This window comes from Streptomyces sp. NPDC050988 (assembly GCF_044456225.1).
Taxonomy (GTDB): domain Bacteria; phylum Actinomycetota; class Actinomycetes; order Streptomycetales; family Streptomycetaceae; genus Streptomyces.
On sequence record NZ_JBITFQ010000047.1, the window covers coordinates 22401 to 41894 of the forward strand.

At 70.9% G+C, this 19494-nt stretch carries 22 protein-coding genes; 11 read left to right on the plus strand and 11 right to left on the minus strand.

The window, feature by feature from the left end; genetic code table 11:
• The first annotated feature begins 60 nt into the window (after positions 1-60).
• Genes pstC through pstB form a run of 3 tightly spaced genes read left to right on the plus strand, consistent with a single transcriptional unit; the run spans position 61 to position 2954 of the window.
• Positions 61-1062: a phosphate ABC transporter permease subunit PstC gene (pstC, locus tag ACIBEI_RS47180; RefSeq protein ID WP_398897453.1), complete on the plus strand. Its 1002-nt coding sequence runs from the start codon at positions 61-63 to the stop codon at positions 1060-1062.
• A complete protein-coding gene (pstA, locus tag ACIBEI_RS47185; RefSeq protein WP_398897455.1) occupies positions 1059-2129 on the plus strand; it encodes a phosphate ABC transporter permease PstA in 1071 nt (356 codons plus the stop codon). The genes pstC and pstA overlap by 4 nt, the downstream gene beginning before the upstream one ends.
• Before the next feature lie 48 nt (positions 2130-2177).
• Entirely contained in the window at positions 2178-2954 is a 777-nt protein-coding gene (gene pstB, locus ACIBEI_RS47190) for a phosphate ABC transporter ATP-binding protein PstB (protein WP_383949455.1), read from the plus strand.
• Positions 2955-3286: 332 nt separating this feature from the next.
• Here pstB and ACIBEI_RS47195 read toward each other — a convergent pair whose 3' ends face one another.
• Together ACIBEI_RS47195 and ACIBEI_RS47200 are read right to left on the minus strand one after the other, a co-directional pair.
• Entirely contained in the window at positions 3287-4285 is a 999-nt protein-coding gene (locus ACIBEI_RS47195) for an anion permease (RefSeq protein WP_398897457.1), read from the minus strand.
• A gap of 7 nt (positions 4286-4292) precedes the next feature.
• Positions 4293-4913 carry a DUF47 domain-containing protein gene (locus tag ACIBEI_RS47200; protein WP_055614694.1) on the minus strand — a complete coding sequence of 207 codons (621 nt, stop codon included), beginning with the start codon at positions 4911-4913 and terminating at the stop codon, positions 4293-4295.
• 203 nt (positions 4914-5116) lie between these two features.
• Between ACIBEI_RS47200 and ACIBEI_RS47205 the strand changes: the two genes are divergently transcribed.
• Positions 5117-5488, plus strand: coding sequence for a metal-sensitive transcriptional regulator (locus ACIBEI_RS47205; protein ID WP_307522814.1), 372 nt, complete (start codon positions 5117-5119; stop codon positions 5486-5488).
• 185 nt (positions 5489-5673) lie between these two features.
• Here ACIBEI_RS47205 and ACIBEI_RS47210 read toward each other — a convergent pair whose 3' ends face one another.
• Together ACIBEI_RS47210 and ACIBEI_RS47215 are read right to left on the minus strand one after the other, a co-directional pair.
• Entirely contained in the window at positions 5674-5865 is a 192-nt protein-coding gene (locus tag ACIBEI_RS47210) for a hypothetical protein (protein WP_398897460.1), read from the minus strand.
• A 100-nt stretch (positions 5866-5965) separates the two neighbouring features.
• Positions 5966-6805 carry a hypothetical protein gene (locus tag ACIBEI_RS47215; protein WP_398897462.1) on the minus strand — a complete coding sequence of 280 codons (840 nt, stop codon included), beginning with the start codon at positions 6803-6805 and terminating at the stop codon, positions 5966-5968.
• A 132-nt stretch (positions 6806-6937) separates the two neighbouring features.
• On the opposite strand from ACIBEI_RS47215, the gene ACIBEI_RS47220 reads away from it, so the two are divergent.
• On the plus strand, positions 6938-7102 hold the full coding sequence (locus ACIBEI_RS47220; protein WP_398897464.1) for a hypothetical protein: 165 nt from the start codon (positions 6938-6940) through the stop codon (positions 7100-7102).
• Between the two features lie 116 nt (positions 7103-7218).
• Here the strand turns inward: ACIBEI_RS47220 and ACIBEI_RS47225 are convergent, their stop codons facing one another.
• From ACIBEI_RS47225 to ACIBEI_RS47255, 7 genes are all read right to left on the minus strand, one after another.
• Positions 7219-7653 (minus strand): NUDIX hydrolase, encoded by a 435-nt coding sequence (locus ACIBEI_RS47225; protein WP_398897466.1) that lies wholly within the window; start codon positions 7651-7653, stop codon positions 7219-7221.
• A 23-nt stretch (positions 7654-7676) separates the two neighbouring features.
• On the minus strand, positions 7677-8732 hold the full coding sequence (locus ACIBEI_RS47230; protein ID WP_398897468.1) for a CHAD domain-containing protein: 1056 nt from the start codon (positions 8730-8732) through the stop codon (positions 7677-7679).
• Positions 8713-10944 (minus strand): RNA degradosome polyphosphate kinase, encoded by a 2232-nt coding sequence (locus tag ACIBEI_RS47235; RefSeq protein ID WP_398897470.1) that lies wholly within the window; start codon positions 10942-10944, stop codon positions 8713-8715. The genes ACIBEI_RS47230 and ACIBEI_RS47235 overlap by 20 nt, the downstream gene beginning before the upstream one ends.
• A 320-nt stretch (positions 10945-11264) precedes the next feature.
• Entirely contained in the window at positions 11265-12122 is an 858-nt protein-coding gene (locus tag ACIBEI_RS47240) for a hypothetical protein (RefSeq protein ID WP_398897473.1), read from the minus strand.
• Complete coding sequence (locus tag ACIBEI_RS47245; protein WP_398897475.1) at positions 12119-13135, minus strand: hypothetical protein; 1017 nt, start codon at positions 13133-13135, stop codon at positions 12119-12121. Before ACIBEI_RS47245 ends, ACIBEI_RS47240 begins: the two co-directional genes overlap by 4 nt.
• Complete coding sequence (locus ACIBEI_RS47250; protein ID WP_398897477.1) at positions 13132-14145, minus strand: ABC transporter ATP-binding protein; 1014 nt, start codon at positions 14143-14145, stop codon at positions 13132-13134. The genes ACIBEI_RS47245 and ACIBEI_RS47250 overlap by 4 nt, the downstream gene beginning before the upstream one ends.
• Entirely contained in the window at positions 14142-14531 is a 390-nt protein-coding gene (locus ACIBEI_RS47255) for a GntR family transcriptional regulator (protein ID WP_398897479.1), read from the minus strand. Before ACIBEI_RS47255 ends, ACIBEI_RS47250 begins: the two co-directional genes overlap by 4 nt.
• Positions 14532-14668: 137 nt before the next feature.
• Here ACIBEI_RS47255 and ACIBEI_RS47260 point away from each other — a divergent pair, with 137 nt between their 5' ends.
• The 6 genes from ACIBEI_RS47260 (at position 14669) to ACIBEI_RS47285 (ending at position 19422) form a co-directional block, all read left to right on the plus strand.
• Positions 14669-15211, plus strand: a complete 543-nt coding sequence (locus ACIBEI_RS47260) for an RNA polymerase sigma factor (RefSeq protein ID WP_398897481.1) — start codon at positions 14669-14671, stop codon at positions 15209-15211.
• Between the two features lie 35 nt (positions 15212-15246).
• Positions 15247-16104 carry a zf-HC2 domain-containing protein gene (locus ACIBEI_RS47265; protein ID WP_398897537.1) on the plus strand — a complete coding sequence of 286 codons (858 nt, stop codon included), beginning with the start codon at positions 15247-15249 and terminating at the stop codon, positions 16102-16104.
• Positions 16104-16262 carry a hypothetical protein gene (locus ACIBEI_RS47270; protein ID WP_398897483.1) on the plus strand — a complete coding sequence of 53 codons (159 nt, stop codon included), beginning with the start codon at positions 16104-16106 and terminating at the stop codon, positions 16260-16262. The genes ACIBEI_RS47265 and ACIBEI_RS47270 overlap by 1 nt, the downstream gene beginning before the upstream one ends.
• An 84-nt stretch (positions 16263-16346) precedes the next feature.
• Entirely contained in the window at positions 16347-17225 is an 879-nt protein-coding gene (locus ACIBEI_RS47275; RefSeq protein ID WP_398897485.1) for an ABC transporter ATP-binding protein, read from the plus strand.
• Positions 17222-18766, plus strand: a complete 1545-nt coding sequence (locus ACIBEI_RS47280) for an ABC transporter permease (protein WP_398897487.1) — start codon at positions 17222-17224, stop codon at positions 18764-18766. Before ACIBEI_RS47275 ends, ACIBEI_RS47280 begins: the two co-directional genes overlap by 4 nt.
• On the plus strand, positions 18763-19422 hold the full coding sequence (locus tag ACIBEI_RS47285; protein ID WP_398897489.1) for an ABC transporter: 660 nt from the start codon (positions 18763-18765) through the stop codon (positions 19420-19422). Before ACIBEI_RS47280 ends, ACIBEI_RS47285 begins: the two co-directional genes overlap by 4 nt.
• Positions 19423-19494: the final 72 nt, after the last annotated feature.

Here is a 19494-nt window from a genome sequence, read left to right on the forward strand (position 1 = left end):
CCGTCCGGTGCACCGCCGCCTGGAGCCCGCACCCCGAGGTTCCGCAGACCGGAGAACCCCATGGACATATCTACTCAAGACGCACCAGTTCCTCCCCCCACCACCCAGGCCGCCGAGCAGAAGCGCGCCGCACGCGGTGCCACCCGCCCCGGAGACCGGATCTTCCTCGGTCTCTCGCGAGGCTCGGGCATCCTGCTCCTGGTGATCATGGCCGCGATCGCGGTCTTCCTCACCTACCGCGCCGCCCTCGCCATCTCCGAGGACGAGGCCAACTTCCTCACCGCCTTCGAGTGGGAGGCCAACGCCGACCCGCCGAAGTTCGGAATCGCGGTCCTCGCCTACGGCACGGTCGTCTCCTCGATCATCGCCATGGTGATCGCGGTCCCGATCTCCGTGGGCATCGCGCTGTTCATCACGCACTACGCCCCGCGCAGGATCGGCGGGCTGATCAGCTACGTGATCGACCTGCTGGCCGCCGTCCCGTCCATCGTGTACGGCCTCTGGGGCGCCCTCGTCCTCGTACCGCACATGGACGGTCTGTTCGGCTGGCTCGACTCGTACTTCGGCTGGACGGGCATCTTCGACTGGCAGGGCGGCCCCGCGCGCTCCCTGTTCACCGTCGGCATCCTGCTCGCGATCATGATCCTGCCGATCGTGACCAACGTGAGCCGCGAGGTCTTCCGCCAGGCGCCGCAGATGCACCAGGAAGCCGCGCTCGCCCTCGGCGCCACGCGCTGGGAGGTCATCCGGATGTCGGTGCTGCCCTTCGGCCGCTCCGGCGTCATCTCCGCCTCGATGCTGGGCCTCGGCCGTGCCCTCGGCGAGACGATGGCCGTCGCCACGGTGCTCTCGCCGAGCTTCCTGATCGAGACCAGCCTGCTCGACCCGGGCGGCGGCACCTTCGCCCAGAACATCGCCAGCAAGTTCGGTGAGGCCACCGAGACGGGCCGCAACGCCCTGATCGCCTCCGGTCTGGTCCTCTTCGTCATCACCCTGCTGGTCAACGGCGCGGCCCGTGCGATCATCGCCCGCCGCAAGGAGTACTCGGGGGCCAACGCATGAGCAACGTCGTCATGGACAAGCGCCCCGAGCGCCCCAGCAGCAACCTGCAGGGCGCGCGGCTTCCCAAGTGGACCCCGTGGGCGGTCGCCGTGGGCTCCGTGGGCGCGGGCCTCGGCATCAGCGCCGCCGCCGGGCTGGAGAGCAGCATCCAGTGGGCGCTCATCGCCGCGCTGCTGTTCGTCCTGGTCAGCTACGGTCTCGGCGTCAAGGTCGAGGGCGGCCGGCAGGCCAAGGACCGGTTCGCCACCAGCCTCGTCTGGGTCGCGTTCCTCCTCGCCGTCATCCCGCTGGCCTCCCTCATCTGGGAGACCATCAGCCGCGGTGTGAAGGTGCTCGACTTCTACTTCCTGAGCCACTCGATGGGTGTGGTCGCCGACTCGGAGGTCGGTGGTGGCATCAACCACGCCATCATCGGAACCCTGGAGCAGGTCGGCCTCGCCACGGTGATGGCCGTGCCGGTCGGTGTGCTCACGGCGGTCTACCTCGTCGAGTACGGGCGCGGAAGGCTCGCGCAGACGGTCACCTTCTTCGTCGACGTCATGACGGGTATCCCGTCGATCGTCGCGGGTCTGTTCGTTCTGGCCATCATGCTCTCTCTGAAACTGGAGCCCTTCGGGTTCGCCGGTTCGCTGGCTCTCGCCATCCTGATGATGCCGGTGGTGGTCCGCTCCACGGAGGAGATGCTCAAGCTCGTACCGAACGAGCTGCGCGAGGCCTCGCTGGCCCTGGGTATCCCGAAGTGGCGCACCATCATCAAGGTGGTTCTGCCGACGTCCATCGGTGGTATCACCACTGGTGTGATGCTCGCGGTCGCGCGCATCGCCGGTGAGACCGCGCCCGTACTGCTTCTGGTGTGGGGCAGCGCCTTCATCAACAACAACCCGTTCGAGGGCGCTCAGGCGTCGCTGCCGCTCTACATCTACCAGCAGTACGCTCAGAGCGCCGGCAACGCGGCGGCCTACGACCGTGCCTGGGCCGCGGCACTCGTGCTGATCATCATCGTCATGATCCTCAACCTCGCGGCCCGCGGCATCGCCCGCTGGAAGGCCCCGAAGACCGGTCGCTGACGCGGCCATACAGCGACCAGACTTACCCCCGCGAAAGAAGTAGATCCCATGGCCAAGCGAATCGACGTAAGCGGACTGACCGCTTACTACAGCGCCCACAAGGCAATCGAAGACATCTCGATGACCGTCGAGCCGCGTTCGGTGACGGCCTTCATCGGTCCGTCCGGCTGCGGCAAGTCGACGTTCCTGCGCACGCTGAACCGTATGCACGAGGTCACGCCCGGTGGGCGGGTCGAGGGCAAGGTGCTCCTGGACGACGAGGACCTGTACGGGAACGGGGTCGACCCCGTGGCCGTGCGCCGCACCATCGGCATGGTCTTCCAGCGGCCGAACCCGTTCCCGACCATGTCGATCTTCGACAACGTGGCGGCCGGGCTGAAGCTCAACGGCTCCTACAAGAAGTCCGAGCTGAGCGATGTCGTCGAGAAGTCGCTCAAGGGCGCGAACCTCTGGAACGAGGTCAAGGACCGGCTGAACAAGCCGGGGTCCGGGCTTTCCGGTGGTCAGCAGCAGCGGCTGTGCATCGCGAGGGCGATCGCTGTCGAGCCGCAGGTTCTGCTGATGGACGAGCCCTGCTCGGCGCTCGACCCGATCTCGACGCTGGCCATCGAGGACCTGATCGGTGAGCTGAAGGAGCGCTTCACGATTGTCATCGTGACGCACAACATGCAGCAGGCCGCCCGTGTCTCCGACCGGACGGCGTTCTTCAACCTCTCCGCGGTTGGTCAGCCTGGTCGTCTCATCGAGATCGACGACACGGAGCGGATCTTCTCCAACCCGTCCGTTCAGGCCACGGAGGACTACATCTCCGGGCGCTTCGGCTGATCGGTCGCGCTCCGCTTTTTCCCGACCCCCCGCGGTGCTGCATGGCGGTGCCACCGCGGGGCCCAATAGGGCCCGCCCCCTGGCTCCCGGGGGGCGGGCCCGTCGGTTTTCCGCCCCCGCCGCCCCTACCCGTTCCCGTCCTTCTGGGGCTCCGCCCCAGGCCCCGTGGGGTGTGTTTTCGGGTGCGGGCCGGTGGGGGCTGATCGCGCAGTTCCCCGCGCCCCTAAAGACCTCTAGGGGCGCGGGGAACTGCGCAGTCTTTTGGGGGTTCGGGGGCGGAGCCCCTGAGTAGTGACGGGAATGGGTAGGGGCGGCGGGGGCGAGGAAAGGCCCTACACGAACGCCAGGTTCACGATCCAGAAGCTGGCCGCCGCGACCAGCGCCGCCGCCGGCATGGTGATGAACCAGCCGAGGATGATGTTCTTGGCGACGCCCCACCGGACGGCGTTCACGCGCTTGGTGGCGCCGACACCCATGATGGCGGAGGTGATGACGTGGGTCGTCGAGATGGGCGCGTGGAAGAGGAACGCCGTGGTGAACATGATCGAGGCACCGGTCGTCTCCGCGGCGAACCCCTGCGGCGGATCCAGCTCGATGATCTTCCGGCCCAGCGTCCTCATGATGCGCCAGCCACCCGCGTACGTACCCAGGGACAGCATCACCGCACACGCGATCTTGACCCACACCGGGATCGGGTCGCCCGCGTCCTCGACATCCGCGATGACCAGCGCCATCACCACGATGCCCATCGTCTTCTGGGCGTCCTGGAGACCGTGGCCGAGGGCCATCCCGGCCGCCGACACGGTCTGCGCTATGCGGAAACCGCGCTTGGCCTTGTGTGGGTTGGAGCGCCGGAACATCCACATGATGGCGCACATCACCAGATAGCCGGCGATCATACCGACGACCGGCGAGATGAACATCGGGATGACGACCTTCTCCAGGACGCCGGACCAGATGACCCCGATCCCGCCAGCGAGCGCCGCCCCCACCATGCCGCCGAACAGCGCGTGCGAGGAGGAGGACGGAAGGCCGAAGTACCAGGTCACGAGGTTCCACACGATCGCGCCCACCAGGGCCGCGAACAGGATCCACATGCCCTTGTTGCCGTGCGGAGTCTCGATCAGGCCTTCACTGACGGTCTTGGCGACCCCGCTGCCGAGGAACGCGCCGGCGAGGTTCATCACCGCGGCCATCGCGAGCGCCGCCCGCGGCGTCAGAGCGCGCGTGGACACGGACGTGGCGATGGCGTTGGCCGAGTCGTGGAAGCCGTTGGTATAGGTGAATCCGAGCGCGACACCGATGGTCACGATCAAGGCGAAGGTGTCCATGAAGAGGTCAGGACTCCTTGACCGCGATGGTCTCCACCGTGTTGGCCACGTGCTCGAAGGCGTCGGCGGCCTCTTCCAGCACGTCCACGATCTGCTTGAGCTTCAGTACCTCGATGGCCTCGTACTTGCCGTTGAAGAGCATGGCCAGCAGCTTGCGGTGGATCTGGTCGGCCTGGTTCTCCAGGCGGTTGACCTCGATCCAGTACTCGGTGAGGTTGTCCATCGTGCGCAGGTTCGGCATGGCCTCGGCGGTCAGCTCGGCCGCCCGGGCCAGTACCTCGATCTGCTGCTCGACGCCCTTCGGGAGATCCTCGACGTTGTAGAGGACGACCAGGTCGACGGCCTCCTCCATGAAGTCCATGATGTCGTCGAGGGACGAGGCGAGGTTGTAGATGTCCTCGCGGTCGAACGGCGTGATGAACGAGGAGTTCAGCTGGTGGAAGATCGCGTGCGTGGCATCGTCACCCGCGTGTTCCGCGGCCCGCATACGCTCGGCGATCTCGGCCCGGCCGGAGGCGTCCGCCCCGAGCAGTTCCATCAGGAGCTTCGAGCCCGTGACGATGTTGTCCGCGGATGCGGCGAACATGTCGTAGAAGCTCGTCTCCCTGGGGGTCAGACGAAATCGCACGTGGGGTCCTCGGATTGCTTGGGTTTCGGTCAGGCTGATGCTAGGCGCATCATCCGGCCACGGCTAACCGGCCGCCCACCAGTGTCGCCCATCGGGCACAGTGATCAGCACGGGGTCCTTCGAGGACGTTCGCCAAGGGCCCTATACCCAGCAAAGTTCGTTACCATATACCCGGTAGGGGTATCAGTCAGCAGGAGGACGCGATGACGACCACCGAGGCCGGCGCCACAGTGCCCTCCGGTGAGGCGCCGGAGGCCGGGGCCCAGGAGATCGTGACCGACCACGACCGCGGGATCCACGGCTACCACAAGCAGAAGGACGAGCACCTCAAGCGGCTGCGGCGCATCGAGGGCCAGATCCGGGGCCTGCAGCGGATGGTCGACGAGGACGTCTACTGCATCGACATACTCACGCAGGTCTCCGCCTCCACCAAGGCGCTCCAGTCGTTCGCCCTGCAGCTCCTGGAGGAGCACCTTCGTCACTGCGTCGCGGACGCGGCGCTCAAGGGTGGCACGGAAATCGATGCGAAGGTGGAGGAGGCTACGAAGGCGATCGGACGGCTCCTGCGCACGTGAGCCCTCCGGGGGCGGGCGGGTGAAGGCCGGTGCGGTGTCGTTGTCGGGTGCGGGTGGGTGGGGGCTGGTCGCGCAGTTCCCCGCGCCCCTAAAAGATTGCGCAGTTCCCCGCGCCCCTAGAAGCCAAGGACTGCGCCGTTGCCCGCGCGCCTAGAAGCCAAGGACTGCGCCGTTGCCCGCGTCCCTTACGGGGCCTTCTCGCCGTGTTCTTCCAGGAAGCGTTCTTCGGCGAGCTTCAGGACCTCGTCGATGCGGTCGGGGCTGAGACGGTCCTCGCGGGCGGCCGAGGCGGCGATGATCAGGTCGCCGCACAGCTCGATCTCGGCGAGGGCCACGTGGTCCTGAACTGCCGTACCGCGCGCCGGAGCCACGTGCATCACCTCTTCCTGCCGTCACCGACTTCCTAGAGTAGGGAGGGGCCCACGGACGGCGCATGGCACCAACGGACCATTTCCGGCCCCGCACATTCCGGCCTCCCTATTCGGCGATCCGCCCGGCGTAGATGTCTTTCGCGTCCGGCAGCCGTACGTCGACGGGGGCTCCGAAGTCGTACAGCAGGGTCGTCGAGGAGACCGCGACCGTACCCTTCTGCTGCCCGTTCACGAAACTGAAGCGGTGGCGGATCTTGCGGATGCGGCCCTGGTCGTCGAGGTAGACGTCGAAGGGGACCGTCGCGGTGGCGAAGCCCTTCGCCGCCGCCCGCAGGGACGCCCGGCTCCCGGGAGAGGCGTCCCGCGCCGCCGCGCCGAGATCGGCCGTACCGCGGTAGTGCCGTACTGCGGTGCCCGCGACCGACGTACGGCCCACGTACGTCGCCTCCCGCGTGCCCCGCAGCAGTTCCGCGGCGGCGAACGGGTCGGTCGCACCGCCCGTGACCAGGTTCCCGTCGGAGAGCGTGGCCGTGTCGACGCGTACCCACTTGTCGGCCGGGACGCCGGCGCCGCGGTTCTTCATGTAGAGGGCGCCCGGCGCGAGGAGCTCGGTGATCGGGCGGCGCTCGTCGACGCCGGCCGGGTCCTGGGGGAGGAGCACCTTCAGGCGGCCCACCTGGTCCTTGTAGTCGTAGACGCCCTCGCCGCGGATCGTCACGCGGGTGCCGCCGGTGGCCATCTCCATCGACGTACGCGCCTTGGAGCTGCCCGCCCTGACCAGGTTCTCCGCGCCGCGGTGGAGGATCCCGACCGGGTCCTCGGCGGCCCGCGCGTCCTCGGCGGCGGCCCCGGGGCCCGAGCAGCCGGCGGCGCAGACCACCAGCCCCGCCGTCGCGGCGGCCAGGGCGACAGCATTGCCCCGCAGTCTCAGTTGCCGCTCCACCATCGCCTGCCAACCCCCAGCCGGGCCGTCCTCGCGCGGGCCTCCTGTCGTTCCGCTTAACGACGGGTGGGGGGTGTTGTCACGCGAGGACCCGGCTTGGGGTGGCGTTCACCCGCGGTGGGTACCGTTGTTCCCGTGGCGCATCAGGAGCAGAGCAACCCTCCGGAACATCACACGACGACGGTCGACCAGGGCCGTTTCTGCCTGGCGCGCTGCACCTGCGGCTGGAGAGGCCCGGCGAGGCGAGCCCGCAGCCTGGCCCGCACGGACGCGGAGACCCACTCGACGACTCCGGCTTGAGCGCGCCCCTTCAGGGGCGCGGGGAACTGCGCAGTCTTTTGGCTTTTGGGGGCGCGGGGAACTGCGCGACAAGCCCCCACCGGACCCGCAGCCAAAAACGTGCACGCCGCGCAGCGCTACGCGTGCCGTAGCACAGCCAGCAACTCGTCGACGAGATCCTTGTCGCGGGGCTGGGTCAGCCGATGCCGCGCTCCCGTCGGGGAGAGCCAGAGGATGCGGTCGACCTCCCGGTTGGGCGCGAAGTGCCCCTCCGTCGCCTCGGCCGCCCAGTAACTGACCTGCTTGGGGCGGTCGTTGGCCATGTAGTGGAGGGTGGTGAGCCGGGGGCCGGTGGCGCAGTGGTAGCCGGTCTCCTCCTCCACCTCGCGCACCGCGCCCGCGAGCGCTTCCTCGGCGCGTTTCAGCTTGCCCTTCGGGTGCGACCAGTCGTCGTACTTCGGCCTGTGGACCAGGCAGATCTCCAGTTCGCCGTCGAACGGCGAGCGGCGCCACAGTACGCAGCCCGCCGCGAGCACGGGGTCTCCGTTCGTCGCGTGCACTGGGCCTCCCATCGCGTGTACGGGGCCTCCGCGGGTCACGGAGTGCCGACCGTCTCCCTCAGCCAGGCCCGCTGGAACGCGAACCTGGCCGCTTCCACCTCGTGTCGCTGGTCCGCGTGCAGCACGCCGAGCGCGTACGCCGTCGCCGGGGCGATCCGCGGGGTGCGGGCCGCGGAGGCCGCCGCCGCAGCGGCCTCGGCCGCGTCGCGGTGCCGGTCCAGGGCCTGACCCGCCGTCAGCAGGCGTACGTCCACGGGGGCTTCGTCGCCGAACAGGACCTCGCGCGCATAGCGGTGCAGACGCAGCAGGAGCCGGACCTGGTGCCAGGGGGCGTCCTGGGGCTGCGGGGCCGTGTCGGCGGAGAGGCCGTGGATGAGGGCCTCCGCGTTGTAGGGGTGGCCCGCGGTGATCAGGGGCAGCCCGGCCACCGCGTCGCCGAGGCGTTCCTCCGCGGCGGCGGCCGGCGGCCCCAGGCCGGTGGCGGGCGCGGGCGCGGTCAGCGGGACCTCGCTGGCGAGGACGGCGACGTTGTCGGCGACGGCGTGGAAACGGGAGGAGCCGAGCGCTTGCAGCGCGGCGGAGTGGGCGCGCGTCCGGGCCAGGGTCAGCTGGCGCTCCAGAAGGGCGCCCGCCTTGGCCGCTCCGACGGTCAAGGCGCCTTTCTCGGAGGGGAGTTGGGCGCGGGCTCCGGGGTGTACGTCGGGATCCGAGGCCTGGGCCGGGAACGCCGACGAGCCCGACAGGCGGTGCAGGGCCGCCAACAGGCGTTCCAGCCGGGCCCCGTAGGCGTGCTCGCGGGCCAACGTGCCCGACAGCCAGGCCAGTTCGGGTCGCATGCCCTCCGACCAGCCCTCGTCGAGGAGGGGCCGGAACGTGTGCAGCGTGCCGCTGATGCGGCGGGCCGAGCGGCGCAGGGCGCGCGCCGCGTCCACGGCCTCCTCCGTCCCGTTCGTCGCCGTCGCCGTCGCACCGCCGGTCTCGCGGTGCTGGCGCAGCGCGCGGAGGAACTCCGTGGCCTGGGCCTGGAGATAGGCCGCCAGGGTGTCCCCGGCCACGGGTCCGGCCGTGGGGTCAAGGTGTTGCTGTGCCACGCCGGCGCCTCCGGGCGTCTATGAGCATCTCCTGGACGTTGCGCAGCGGCTGGCCGTCGGCGTCGGTCGCGTGCCGGGTCCATTCGCCGTCGGGGCCGAGGTGCCAGGAGGAAGTGGTGTCGGACATGCCGGTCTCGAACAGCCGGTTGAGGGCTGCCCGGTGAGCGGGGTCGGTGATCCTGACCAGGGCTTCGATACGGCGGTCGAGGTTGCGGTGCATCATGTCGGCGCTGCCGATCCACACCTCGGGCTCGCCTCCGTTGCCGAAGCCGAAGACCCGGGAGTGTTCGAGGAAGCGGCCGAGGATGGACCGTACGCGTATGTTCTCGGACAGGCCCGGGACTCCCGGCCGTACGGCGCAGATTCCGCGCACCCACACGTCCACCGGCACGCCTGCCTCGGACGCGCGGTAGAGGGAGTCGATGAGTGCCTCGTCCACCATGGAGTTGACCTTGATGCGGACGTAGGCGGGACGTCCGGCACGGTGGTGCTGGACCTCCTTGTTGATCCGGGCGATCAGGCCGTCGCGCAGGGACTTGGGTGCGACGAGCAGCCGGCGGTAGGTCTCGCGGCGGGAGTAGCCGGAGAGCCGGTTGAAGAGGTCCGAGAGGTCCGCGCCGACCTGTGGGTCCGCGGTCAGGAGCCCCAGGTCCTCGTACAGCCGGGCGGTCTTGGGGTGGTAGTTGCCCGTGCCGACGTGGCTGTAGCGGCGGAGGGTCTCGCCCTCCTGGCGCACGACGAGGGAGAGCTTGCAGTGGGTCTTGAGGCCGACGAGGCCGTAGACCACGTGGCAGCCCGCCTCCTCCAGCTTCTTCGCCCACTTGATGTTGGCCTGCTCGTCGAAGCGTGCCTTGATCTCGACCAGGACGAGCACCTGCTTGCCGGACTCGGCGGCCTCGATGAGGGCGTCGACTATCGGGGAGTCGCCGGAGGTCCGGTACAGGGTCTGCTTGATGGCGAGGACGTCCGGGTCCTCGGCCGCCTGCTCCAGGAAGGCCTGGACGGAGGTGGAGAAGGAGTCGTACGGGTGGTGGAGGAGTACGTCCCGCTCCCTGAGCGCCGCGAAGATGTCGGGCGCCGAGGCGGACTCGACCTCCGCGAGGTCGCGGTGGGTGCCCGCGATGAACTTCTGGTACTTCAGCTCGGGCCGGTCGAGCTTGCCGATGCCGAAGAGACCGGTGAGGTCCAGGGGACCCGGCAGCGGGTACACCTCGGCCTCGGTGATCTTCAACTCCCGTACCAGCAGGTCGAGTACGTACCGGTCGATGGACTCCTCGACCTCCAGCCGCACCGGCGGTCCGAAGCGGCGCCGCATGAGTTCCTTCTCCAGGGCCTGGAGAAGGTTCTCGGCGTCGTCCTCCTCGACCTCCAGGTCCTCGTTCCGGGTGACGCGGAACGCGTGGTGCTCGAGGACCTCCATGCCAGGGAAGAGTTCCTCCAGGTGGGCCCCGATGACGTCCTCGATGGGGACGTAGCGGTCCGGGGAGGCCTCCAGGAAGCGGGAGAGCAGCGGCGGGACCTTGACGCGCGCGAAGTGGCGGTGGCCGGAGACCGGGTTCCGTACGACCACGGCCAGGTTCAGCGACAGGCCCGAGATGTACGGGAAGGGGTGCGCGGGGTCGACCGCCAGCGGGGTCAGCACCGGGAAGATCTGGTGGCGGAAGAGCGTGAAGAGGCGGGCCTGCTCCTTCTCGGTCAGCTCGCTCCAGCGGACGAGGTGGATGCCCTCCTCGGCGAGCTGGGGGGCCACGTCCTCCTGGTAGCAGGCGGCGTGCCGGGCCATGAGCTCGCGGGAGCGGGCCCAGATCATCTCCAGCACCTCGCGGGGCTGCAGGCCCGAGGCGGAGCGGGTGGCGACGCCGGTGTGGATGCGGCGCTTCAGGCCGGCCACGCGGACCATGAAGAACTCGTCCAGGTTGCTGGCGAAGATCGCCAGGAAATTCGCCCGTTCGAGGAGGGGCGTGTTCGGGTCCTCGGCGAGTTCGAGGACCCGTTCGTTGAACGCGAGCCAGCTGCGCTCCCGGTCGAGGAACCTGCCCTGGGGAAGCTGGACGCCGTCCTGCACCGTGTCCTCGTACGCGTCGAGGTCGGCGTCGAGGTCGGGCTCCAGGTCGGAAGACGTCGCGGCCACCGTGTGCGGGCGGTGCGCGGCTATGGAGCCGACGGACGGCTGCGGGTGCTGGACCTGTGCGCTGGCGTTGGGCTGACTCATGAACCCATTCTTCCGCGCCGGGGCCGAAACGGGCGCGTCGGAGAGGGCGGGCGGGAGCTGTGCGGGGATGTGCGGGCTTCCGTTCTCCCTCACGGACGAGGGCTCGTGCTCCGGCGGAGGCGAGGGCTCGGGCGCGGCGGGGTTCATTGCCAGAGCGTCGCAAGCCCGTCTGAATGACCGGTTACGGCGACATGACGTGCGGGATAGCGGGGGGCGGCTCCCCGGCGTCGGGGCCGCGCCCCGTGGAAGGGGTTTCGCCCTTCAGGGGCGCGGGGAACGGCGCGACCAGCCACACACGACCGGCACGGACATCCAACCGCTCAGCCCGTACGGCGCCGAAGCACCCAGAATGCCCCTCCCGTGGCAAGAACGGCGACCCCGAGCACAATCCCGGTCTCCACGAGATGCATCGGCCAGTAGTGGGACTCGGGATGGAAACGACCCCAGGAACCCCCGGAACCCCCGGAACCGCCGGAGGCAGCCGTCGGCCACAGATCCTCGCGGTACTTCTCCAGATTGTGGTTGACCAGGTACATCACCCCGCAGGCGACCCCCAGCGCGGGCAGCGACCGCCGCAGCACGACCCCGGCAAGCGCGCCCACGCCCAGCCCGCACAACCCGTACGCCACCAGGGCGGGCCCGCGCGCGGCGAACACGTCGTTGAACGTCCAGTCGTCGCCCATCAGGTCCCGGTTGGCCGCCCAGGCCCACCGGAAGACGAACACGAACACCGTGCCGCCGGCCACCAGCAGCACCGCCGGCACGGCGAGCGTGACGGCCAGCCACCGCGTCGGCGAGACGGACTGTGTCCAGGCGAGCTGCGCGGTGCCGTTCTCCAGCTCGCGCCCGATCAGCGCGCCGGCGGCGAACGCGGCCACGGCGAAGAAGCTGTAGTAGACGAGGGTGGAGGCCCAGCCCATGGACCCGCCGTAGTCGAACACCGCCCTGATACGGCACGGGCCGGGGTCGTGGCCGCAGGCGGCGATCCGGTTCCGTACGGAGTCCGCGTTGATCCCGGCCTCCCACACCAGGGCGCCGAGGGCGGCCAGCATGAAGGTGCCCCACACCACGAGCGCCGCGCGGTGCAGCCGCAGTACGGCCCACGGCAGCCCCTTGACCGGCCCGCCCGGCGGCACCTCGGGGGTCTCGGCTGTTCCCTTCACGGCGAAGGCACTCATACGGCGACTCCTTCTGTGGCGGTACGGCGGCGGAGCAGGACGAACGTGGCGATGACCGCGAGGGCGGCGACGGCCAGCACGACGCCGGTCTCGGCGAGCTGGAGCGGCCAGAAGTGGGACTTCGGGTGGTACGTGGTCCAGAAGTCGCTGATACCGGCGTCGGTCATGCAGCGCTTGAGGTCGGCCGCGCTGTCGGAATCGGTGCAGGCCAGGTTGTTGCCGATGCGGGTGCCTTCGGTGGTGATCACGCCGTGTTCGAGGTCGAGGGCCTCCGACGGCAGGCCCGGGATCTTGGTATCGGTGGCGGTGACCGTGGGCCACAGGCTCACGCGGTACTGGTTGCCCAGGTAGAACACGGCCAGCAGGGCCCCGAAGGCGACGCCCAGGGCGGGCAGCGCGCGGCCGACGACCAGGCCCGCGAGGGCGCCGAGGGCCAGGCCGCACAGGGCGTACGCGAGCGTGACGGTTCCGCTCGCGTGGAAGGTGTTCTCGTCGTACCAGTCCGCCCAGAGCAGTTCCGCGCCGCGGTTCCACATCAGCCGGTGCAGCGGGACCAGTAGGGCCGTGCCCGCGGTGATGAGCAGCGCGGGCACGGCGAGCTTCGCGGCGAGCCAGCGGGTGGGGGAGACGGACTGGGTCCAGGCGAGGTGGGCGGTGCCGGTCTCCAGTTCGCGGCCGATGAGGGCCGCGCCCGCCCAGGCGGCGACGAGGAAGGGGAAGTACGCCACGGCGAGCGTGGTGAAGCCCACGGTCGTGTCGTACTTGTTCAGCCAGGGGCCGTTGGGGAAGTGGCAGGCCTCGACGCTTTCGCGGCACTGCTCCCGGACGTCGGCGACAGCGGCGTCGTACCCGGGGCCGTACGCCCAGAGCATCGCCGCCGCGAGGGCCGCGACGAGCAGCAGCCAGAGCCACAGGGCCGACCGGTGCAGACGCAGCACGGAGAGGGCGAGGCCGCGGCCGGTGCGTGGGGAGGTGCCGGTGGAAGCGCCGGTGGAGGTGAGGAGGGTCGTCATGCGCGCGCGTTCTCCTCGTTTTCCCGGTCTTCTCCGGTTTCTCCGGCCGCTACCGCCGCTTCCGTCTCTTCCGACTCGCTCTCGCCCTTCTCCTCGCCCGCTGCGGTGTCCTCGGTGAACAGGTCGGGGGCCTTCGGGTTGCGCAGATGGGCCAGGAGCAGCTCCTCCAGGGTGGGCGCGGCGGTCTGCCAGTCGTCGGACGGTGGGCCGCCCGGGCGGATCAGGGCGGTGAGCTGGCGGCCCGTGTCGCGCGACTCGACGACGGTGTGGCCGGTGAGGTCGCGCGCCGGGCCGGTGACCAGGGTGTGCGCGGCGAGCAGCTCTTCCGGGTCGCCGCCGAGCCGGATCCGGCCGCCGCCCATGAGGAGCAGGTGGTCGCAGACGCCCTCCAGCTCGGCGACGACGTGCGAGGACATCACGATCGTCGTGCCGTGCTCGGCGGCCTCGCCCAGCAGCGCCCCGAGGAGTTCGCGCCGGGCCAGCGGGTCGAGGTCGGCCATCGGCTCGTCCAGCAGCATCAGCTCGGGCCGCTTGCCGAAGGCCAGGGCCAGGGCGACGCGGGTGCGCTGGCCGCCGGAGAGGGAGCGGATCCTCGCGGTGGGGTCGAGGGCGCCGTCCCGGGAGCCCTGCGGAGTGGGGTGCCCGTACGCGATGCGTTCCGCGGCCGGCCGGTCCCAGCGGGCGCGGTTCAGCTCGGCGCCGAGGCGGAGCGTGGCGGCGACCGTGAGCTGGGGCGGCAGCGGCTTGCCCTGGCCGACGTACGCGAAGCGCTCGCGGGCCGCGGCGGGGCTGGTGCCGAGGACGGTCAGGGTGCCCTCGGTGGGGCGTATCAGACCGGCCGCCAGTTGCAGGAGGGTCGACTTGCCCGCGCCGTTCGGGCCGACCAGGGCGCAGATCCGCCCGGTCGGCAGCCGGAAGGAGCAGTCCCGCAGCACATGGCCGCGTCGGCGCCGATACCGCTTGCCCAGCCCGACCGCTGTCAGCGCGGTCCCTTCCCCAACCCTGTTCATCGCTCCCCCTCAGGGCATTTCTCGTCCAGTGCGGAGGCGAAGAGCGCGCTGATGTCCTCGCGCTCCAGGCCTTCCTTGCGTGCCTCGTCCAGCCAGACGGTCAGCTTCGAACGCAGGGCGGTGTGGTCGGCGGGAGTGGCGCCCAGCGAGCGCCGTACGAACGTGCCGAGGCCGCGTCTGGCCTCGACCAGGCCCTCGCGCTCCAGCTCGCGGTAGGCCTTCAGGACGGTGTTCGGATTGATCGCGGTGGCCTCCACGACCTCACGGGCCGTGGGGAGCCTGTCGCCCGGTTCGAGTACGCCAAGACGCAGGGCCTGCTTGGTCTGCTGGACGATCTGGACGTACGTGGCGACACCGCTGCGCCGGTCGATGCGGTACTCGACCACAACCGACCACCACCCTTTCACTAATTGAGTAGTGAAAGGGTGGTGGATGGCTGCGGACCTGTCAAGGTGAATGCCGGGTTCCGGAAACTTCTCGCGGAAGCGTGAACCGATCTGTGGGGCTCGTGCGATGAGGGGGTGTGAGGGAAACGAGAAGCGACGGGGATCTGCTGCGGGCCATCGCGGCGGACGGTGACCGGCGCGCCTTCGAAGAGCTGTACCGGCGGTACGCGCCGTGGCTCGGAGCACGGCTGCGCGGGCGGTGCGCGGACGCGGGGATCGTCGACGACGTCGTACAGGAGACGTTCCTCGCGGTCTGGCGCGGCAGTGCCCGCTACCGCGAGGAGGGCGACGTGGCCGGGTGGCTGTGGCGCATCGGCTCGCGGCGGCTGATCGACGCGCTGCGCGGCGACGGCGCCCGGGGCCGGCTGCGGCAGGCGCTCTCGCGGCTGCGGCACCGGGACGAGGCGTCCGCGGAGGAGCGCGTGCTCGCGGGGGTGGAGCACGGGGACCTCGCGGGCGCCCTCGTCCGGTTGTCGCCGGAGCTGCGGGCGGTCCTCCAGGCCACGGTCATCGACGGGCTGACCACCAGGGAGGCGGCCGTCCTGCTCGGCATCCCGCCGGGGACGGTCAAGACACGGGCCCTCAGGGCCCGCAAGCAGCTGCGGGAGGAGTTGGCATGAGCGGCGACACGAACGACACGAACGACCCGGACGGTATGACCTGGCACGTCGCGGAGGACGACCTCCGGGCGTACGCACGGGGCGAGTTGACGGCGCCGATGCTCTGGTCGGCCGACACCCACCTCCTCGCCTGCGCGCGCTGCCGGGCACAGCTCGCCGAGGTGGGCGACCCGGTCGCCCTGGACGCGGGATGGGAGCGCCTCGACGCCGAACTGGACGTCCCGCGGCCGGGGTTCCTGGAGTCGCTGCTCGTCCGGATGGGCGTGGCCGACCACACCGCACGGCTGCTCGCCGCGACACCGGTGCTGCGCCGGTCGTGGCTGGGCGCGGTCGTCGCCGTACTGGTCATCACGGTGATCGCCGCCAACGCCGCCCGGACGCCCGAGTCCCCGGCGCTGTTCCTCGCCCTCGCCCCGCTGCTGCCTCTGGCCGGGGTCGCGCTGTCGTACGGGCCGGTGCTCGACCCGACGTACGAGATGGCCGTGGTGTCGCCGATGCACGGGTTCCGGCTGCTGCTGATCCGCACGGTTCCCGTGCTGACCGTCGCGCTCGCCCTGAACGGCCTCGCGACCCTCGCGCTTCCCTCGTACGGACTGCGGGCCCTGGCCTGGCTGCTGCCCGCGCTCGCGCTCACCGCGACCGGGCTCGCGCTGACGCCCCGGCTCGGCCCGGTCCTCGGGCCCGGCCTCGTCGGCGGAACGTGGGTGGTCCTGCTGGTGGTCGCGCAGCGGACGACCGAGGAGACCCTCGCGCCCTACACCGCGGCGGGGCAGGGCATCGCGGCCGCCGTCGCCGCACTCGCCGCCGGGCTCTTCTACCTCGGCCGCGACCGATTCGACTCGACCCCCGCGCACACACCGTTCGCGGGCTACCCGGACGGAGGTGCCGCGTGATGTCCGACGCCACGCGCAGGAGGCTCAAGCTGCTCAAGGCCGGGCTGTTGATGACCGCTTCGGTCGTCCTCAGGGTCCTCCATTTCATCGCCGTGCTGCTCCCGAAGAACTCCGGCAAAAGGAGTTCCTCCTCTTCTTTCGACGGGGGCGACGGGTGAGGGTCACCGCTCTCCCTCCGGCGCCGGTGCCGTATCCCGGCCGCCGCCTCCCCCTGCTTCCGCTCTCTTCCACAGGAGTCACGCATGTCTGACCTCCCTACGACGCCGACGGTGTCCGCCTCCGGGCTGACCCTCCGCTACGGCGGCACGGCCGCGCTCGACGACGTGTCGGTGCGGCTCGGCGAGGGCGTCACCGGGCTGCTCGGACCCAACGGAGCCGGAAAGACCACCCTGTTGAGGGTCCTGGCCACCGCCGTGCCCCCGGACAAGGGAGCGTTCACGGTGCTCGGCAACGACCCGGGCACGGCCGCCGGACGCCAGGAGGCGCGGCGCACGCTGGGCTATCTGCCGCAGGCACCCGGCTTCCACCCGGACTTCACGGCCTTCGAGTTCGTCGACTACGTGGCGATCCTCAAGGAGCTGACGGACCGCACCGCCCGGCACGGCGAGGTACGACGGGTCCTGGACGACGTCGCGCTGTCCGACGCACGGGGCAAGCGCATCAAGAAGCTCTCCGGCGGGATGCGCCAGCGGGTCGCGCTGGCCGCCGCCCTCGTCGGCGACCCCGGTTTCCTGGTCCTCGACGAGCCGACCGTCGGCCTCGACCCCGAACAGCGCATGCGCTTCCGGGAGTTGATCGCCCGGGCGGGGGAGGGGCGGACCGTGCTGCTCTCCACCCACCAGACCGAGGACGTCGCGATGCTCTGCCATCGCGTGATCGTCATGGTCCGCGGCCGCGTCCGCTTCGACGGCACCCCGGCCGAGCTGACCGCACGGGCGGCCGGCCGGGTGTGGAGCAGCACCGAACGCGACCCGGGCGCGTGGGCCGGCTGGCGCACCGGTACGGGCTCCTTCCGCAACGTCGGTGAGCCGCCCGCGGGCGCCGACCTCGTCGAACCGACCCTGGAGGACGGGTACTTGCTCACTCTCGACGGCGAGGCCCCGGAGGTGGCGGCCGCATGAGCACCGTGCTCGAGACACCCGCCAGGGCCGTCGAACCGGCGCACCCGCCACGCTCCTGGGCGGCCGTGTTCGCCCTCGCCCGCTTCGAGGCGCGCGAGCTGCGGATGACCGTCTCCTTCGTCGGCATGGCGGCCCTGTACGCCGGCGGGATCGTGTGGCAGTCCACGCGGAGCGACGACGACTACCCGGTCCTCCAGGACGTCGACCGGGCCACCCAGACCATGCCGCTGCTGATGGGGCTCGTCGTCATGCTGGGCGTCAACCGCGCGGTCCTGCGCTCCCACCGGGACGACACGGACCGCCACTTCGACGTGCTGGTCGTCGAGCCGTGGCGGCGTACGGTCGCCCACGCGCTGTCCGTCGTCCCGGCCGTCCTGTTCACGGCGGTGTGTGTCCTCGTCCAGTTCACCTGGGCCGCGCTCAAGCCCGGCGCGGTCGGGCACGGTTCGCCCGCCGAACTCGCCGTCGGCCCGCTGACGGTCCTGCTGTTCGGCGCGGTCGGTATCCTCCTCGCCCGCCTGATCCGCTCCCTCTTCGCCGGGCCGGTCCTGCTGCTCCTCCTGCTCTTCAGCCAGTTCGTCCTGGCGAGCCCCTCCGGCGACGACTGGACGGCCTGGCTCGGCCCGGTCGTCTCCGAGAACGGCGCCACCCCGTTCCCCTCCGACCTGCTGGAGCGCCCCGCCGCCTGGCACGCCCTGTACCTCGCCGGGCTCGGCCTGACCCTGGCCGTCCTCGCCGTGCTGGTCAGCGGTGGGCGCTCGACGGTGGTCAAGGCGGCCGTCGCCGGATCGGTCGCGCTGACCGTGGTGGGCGTGGTCGGCCAGTCCGCGGGCACTCCGAGCGGGTCGACACCGGCCCGCGAGCGGGCGACCAACGCTCCGGAGAGGGTCCAGTCGTGTCTCGGGCACGGCGGGTCCACGTACTGCGCCTTCCCCGAGTGGACCGGCCGCACCGCCGACTGGGCCGAGGTCGTCGACCGGGTCCAGAACCTCGCGGGCGGCAGGGCCGGGGGCGAGCGGCTGACCGTACGGCAGCGCATCGACGCCACCTACGGGCTGACGTCCGACTCCGCGATCTCCCCGTCCGCGACGCCCGGCCAGGTGACCGTCGGCACGGAGTGGGGCGGCAACCGCGTCCCCGAGTTCGCCGCCGCCGTTGCGTCCGTGCTGGTGGCGGGGAACGAGAAGGCGGGCAGCATGGTGTGCGACGCCCGCGTGATCACGATCATGTGGCTGGCGCTGGGCGGCGAGTCCGACCCGATGACCGCGCTCCGCAACGTCCGCCTCGACGACGATGTCTCGGGATCCGCCGTCGTCCTGTCCCCCACGGAACCCTTCGTCATGAGCGCCGAACAGACCCGGATCGTGGCGGACCTGCTCCAGAAGCCCCGCTACAGCGTCGCCGGGAAGGTGAAGGCCAAGTGGACGGAACTGACCTCGCCGAAGACGTCGACGGCGCGGGTGGCGGAACTGCTGGGAGTCCCGGCCGCGGACAGGACGGCGGACGGGGCGGAAGCGGACGGTGGAGCGTGCAAGGAATGACCGTCACGACACGCGCCCTCCTGACCCCCGTACTGCGCACACTGCCCTGGCGCGCGCTCGCGGCCGGCGGCGCCACCGGGCTGCTGCTGGCCGGCATCCCGCGCATGCTGTCCGGCGCCCCCGACCCGTGGCTCGGCCTGATCGCGCTGCGGGGTGCCGCGCTCGCCTTCGCCCTCGGCCTGGCGTTCCTGCTGGACGACCCGGCCCGGCACATCACCTCGGCGGTACCGGTAAGGCGCCCGCTGCGCGTCGGCCTGCGCGTGGCACTCGCCGCCCCGTGGGCCGCGCTCTGCTGGACGGCGGCGGTGTTCCTCGTACCCGAGGAGGCCCGTCCGCCGGTCGGCGCCCTCACCCTGGAGGCGACCGCCACCGCCGTGTTCGCCCTCGCCGGGGCGGCCCTGATCATCCAGCGCTCGACCGTCACCGAGCCGGGGGTGGCGGTGTCCACCTGGCTCCTGTCCACCGCGGCCGCCGCGTTCCTCCTCCTGCCCGACGGCTGGGCCCTCCTGGTCTCCCCGGACGACCCCCGCTGGACCACGACCCACGAACGCTGGGCAATGCTGCTGACGGTGGCACTGGCGGTGGGAGCGAGGGCGTGCGTGGAACCGCTACGGGCAGGGCTAGGGCTTCGCCCCTTCAGGGGCGCGGGGCTCTGACACATGCGGCTCCGCCGCGTGGGCGCGACCAGCCCCCACCGGCCGTAACTCTCAATCGGTCCGTAGCCCCAC

Coding starts and splice junctions, on each gene's coding strand:
- pstC (WP_398897453.1), top strand. CDS start 61: ATGGACATATCTACTCAAGACGCACCAGTTCCTCCCCCCACCACCCAG.
- pstA (WP_398897455.1), top strand. CDS start 1,059: ATGAGCAACGTCGTCATGGACAAGCGCCCCGAGCGCCCCAGCAGCAAC.
- pstB (WP_383949455.1), top strand. CDS start 2,178: ATGGCCAAGCGAATCGACGTAAGCGGACTGACCGCTTACTACAGCGCC.
- ACIBEI_RS47195 (WP_398897457.1), bottom strand. CDS start 4,285: ATGGACACCTTCGCCTTGATCGTGACCATCGGTGTCGCGCTCGGATTC.
- ACIBEI_RS47205 (WP_307522814.1), top strand. CDS start 5,117: ATGACGACCACCGAGGCCGGCGCCACAGTGCCCTCCGGTGAGGCGCCG.
- ACIBEI_RS47210 (WP_398897460.1), bottom strand. CDS start 5,865: ATGCACGTGGCTCCGGCGCGCGGTACGGCAGTTCAGGACCACGTGGCC.
- ACIBEI_RS47215 (WP_398897462.1), bottom strand. CDS start 6,805: ATGGTGGAGCGGCAACTGAGACTGCGGGGCAATGCTGTCGCCCTGGCC.
- ACIBEI_RS47225 (WP_398897466.1), bottom strand. CDS start 7,653: ATGGGAGGCCCAGTGCACGCGACGAACGGAGACCCCGTGCTCGCGGCG.
- ACIBEI_RS47235 (WP_398897470.1), bottom strand. CDS start 10,944: ATGAGTCAGCCCAACGCCAGCGCACAGGTCCAGCACCCGCAGCCGTCC.
- ACIBEI_RS47240 (WP_398897473.1), bottom strand. CDS start 12,122: ATGAGTGCCTTCGCCGTGAAGGGAACAGCCGAGACCCCCGAGGTGCCG.
- ACIBEI_RS47245 (WP_398897475.1), bottom strand. CDS start 13,135: ATGACGACCCTCCTCACCTCCACCGGCGCTTCCACCGGCACCTCCCCA.
- ACIBEI_RS47250 (WP_398897477.1), bottom strand. CDS start 14,145: ATGAACAGGGTTGGGGAAGGGACCGCGCTGACAGCGGTCGGGCTGGGC.
- ACIBEI_RS47265 (WP_398897537.1), top strand. CDS start 15,247: ATGACCTGGCACGTCGCGGAGGACGACCTCCGGGCGTACGCACGGGGC.
- ACIBEI_RS47270 (WP_398897483.1), top strand. CDS start 16,104: ATGTCCGACGCCACGCGCAGGAGGCTCAAGCTGCTCAAGGCCGGGCTG.
- ACIBEI_RS47275 (WP_398897485.1), top strand. CDS start 16,347: ATGTCTGACCTCCCTACGACGCCGACGGTGTCCGCCTCCGGGCTGACC.
- ACIBEI_RS47280 (WP_398897487.1), top strand. CDS start 17,222: ATGAGCACCGTGCTCGAGACACCCGCCAGGGCCGTCGAACCGGCGCAC.
- ACIBEI_RS47285 (WP_398897489.1), top strand. CDS start 18,763: ATGACCGTCACGACACGCGCCCTCCTGACCCCCGTACTGCGCACACTG.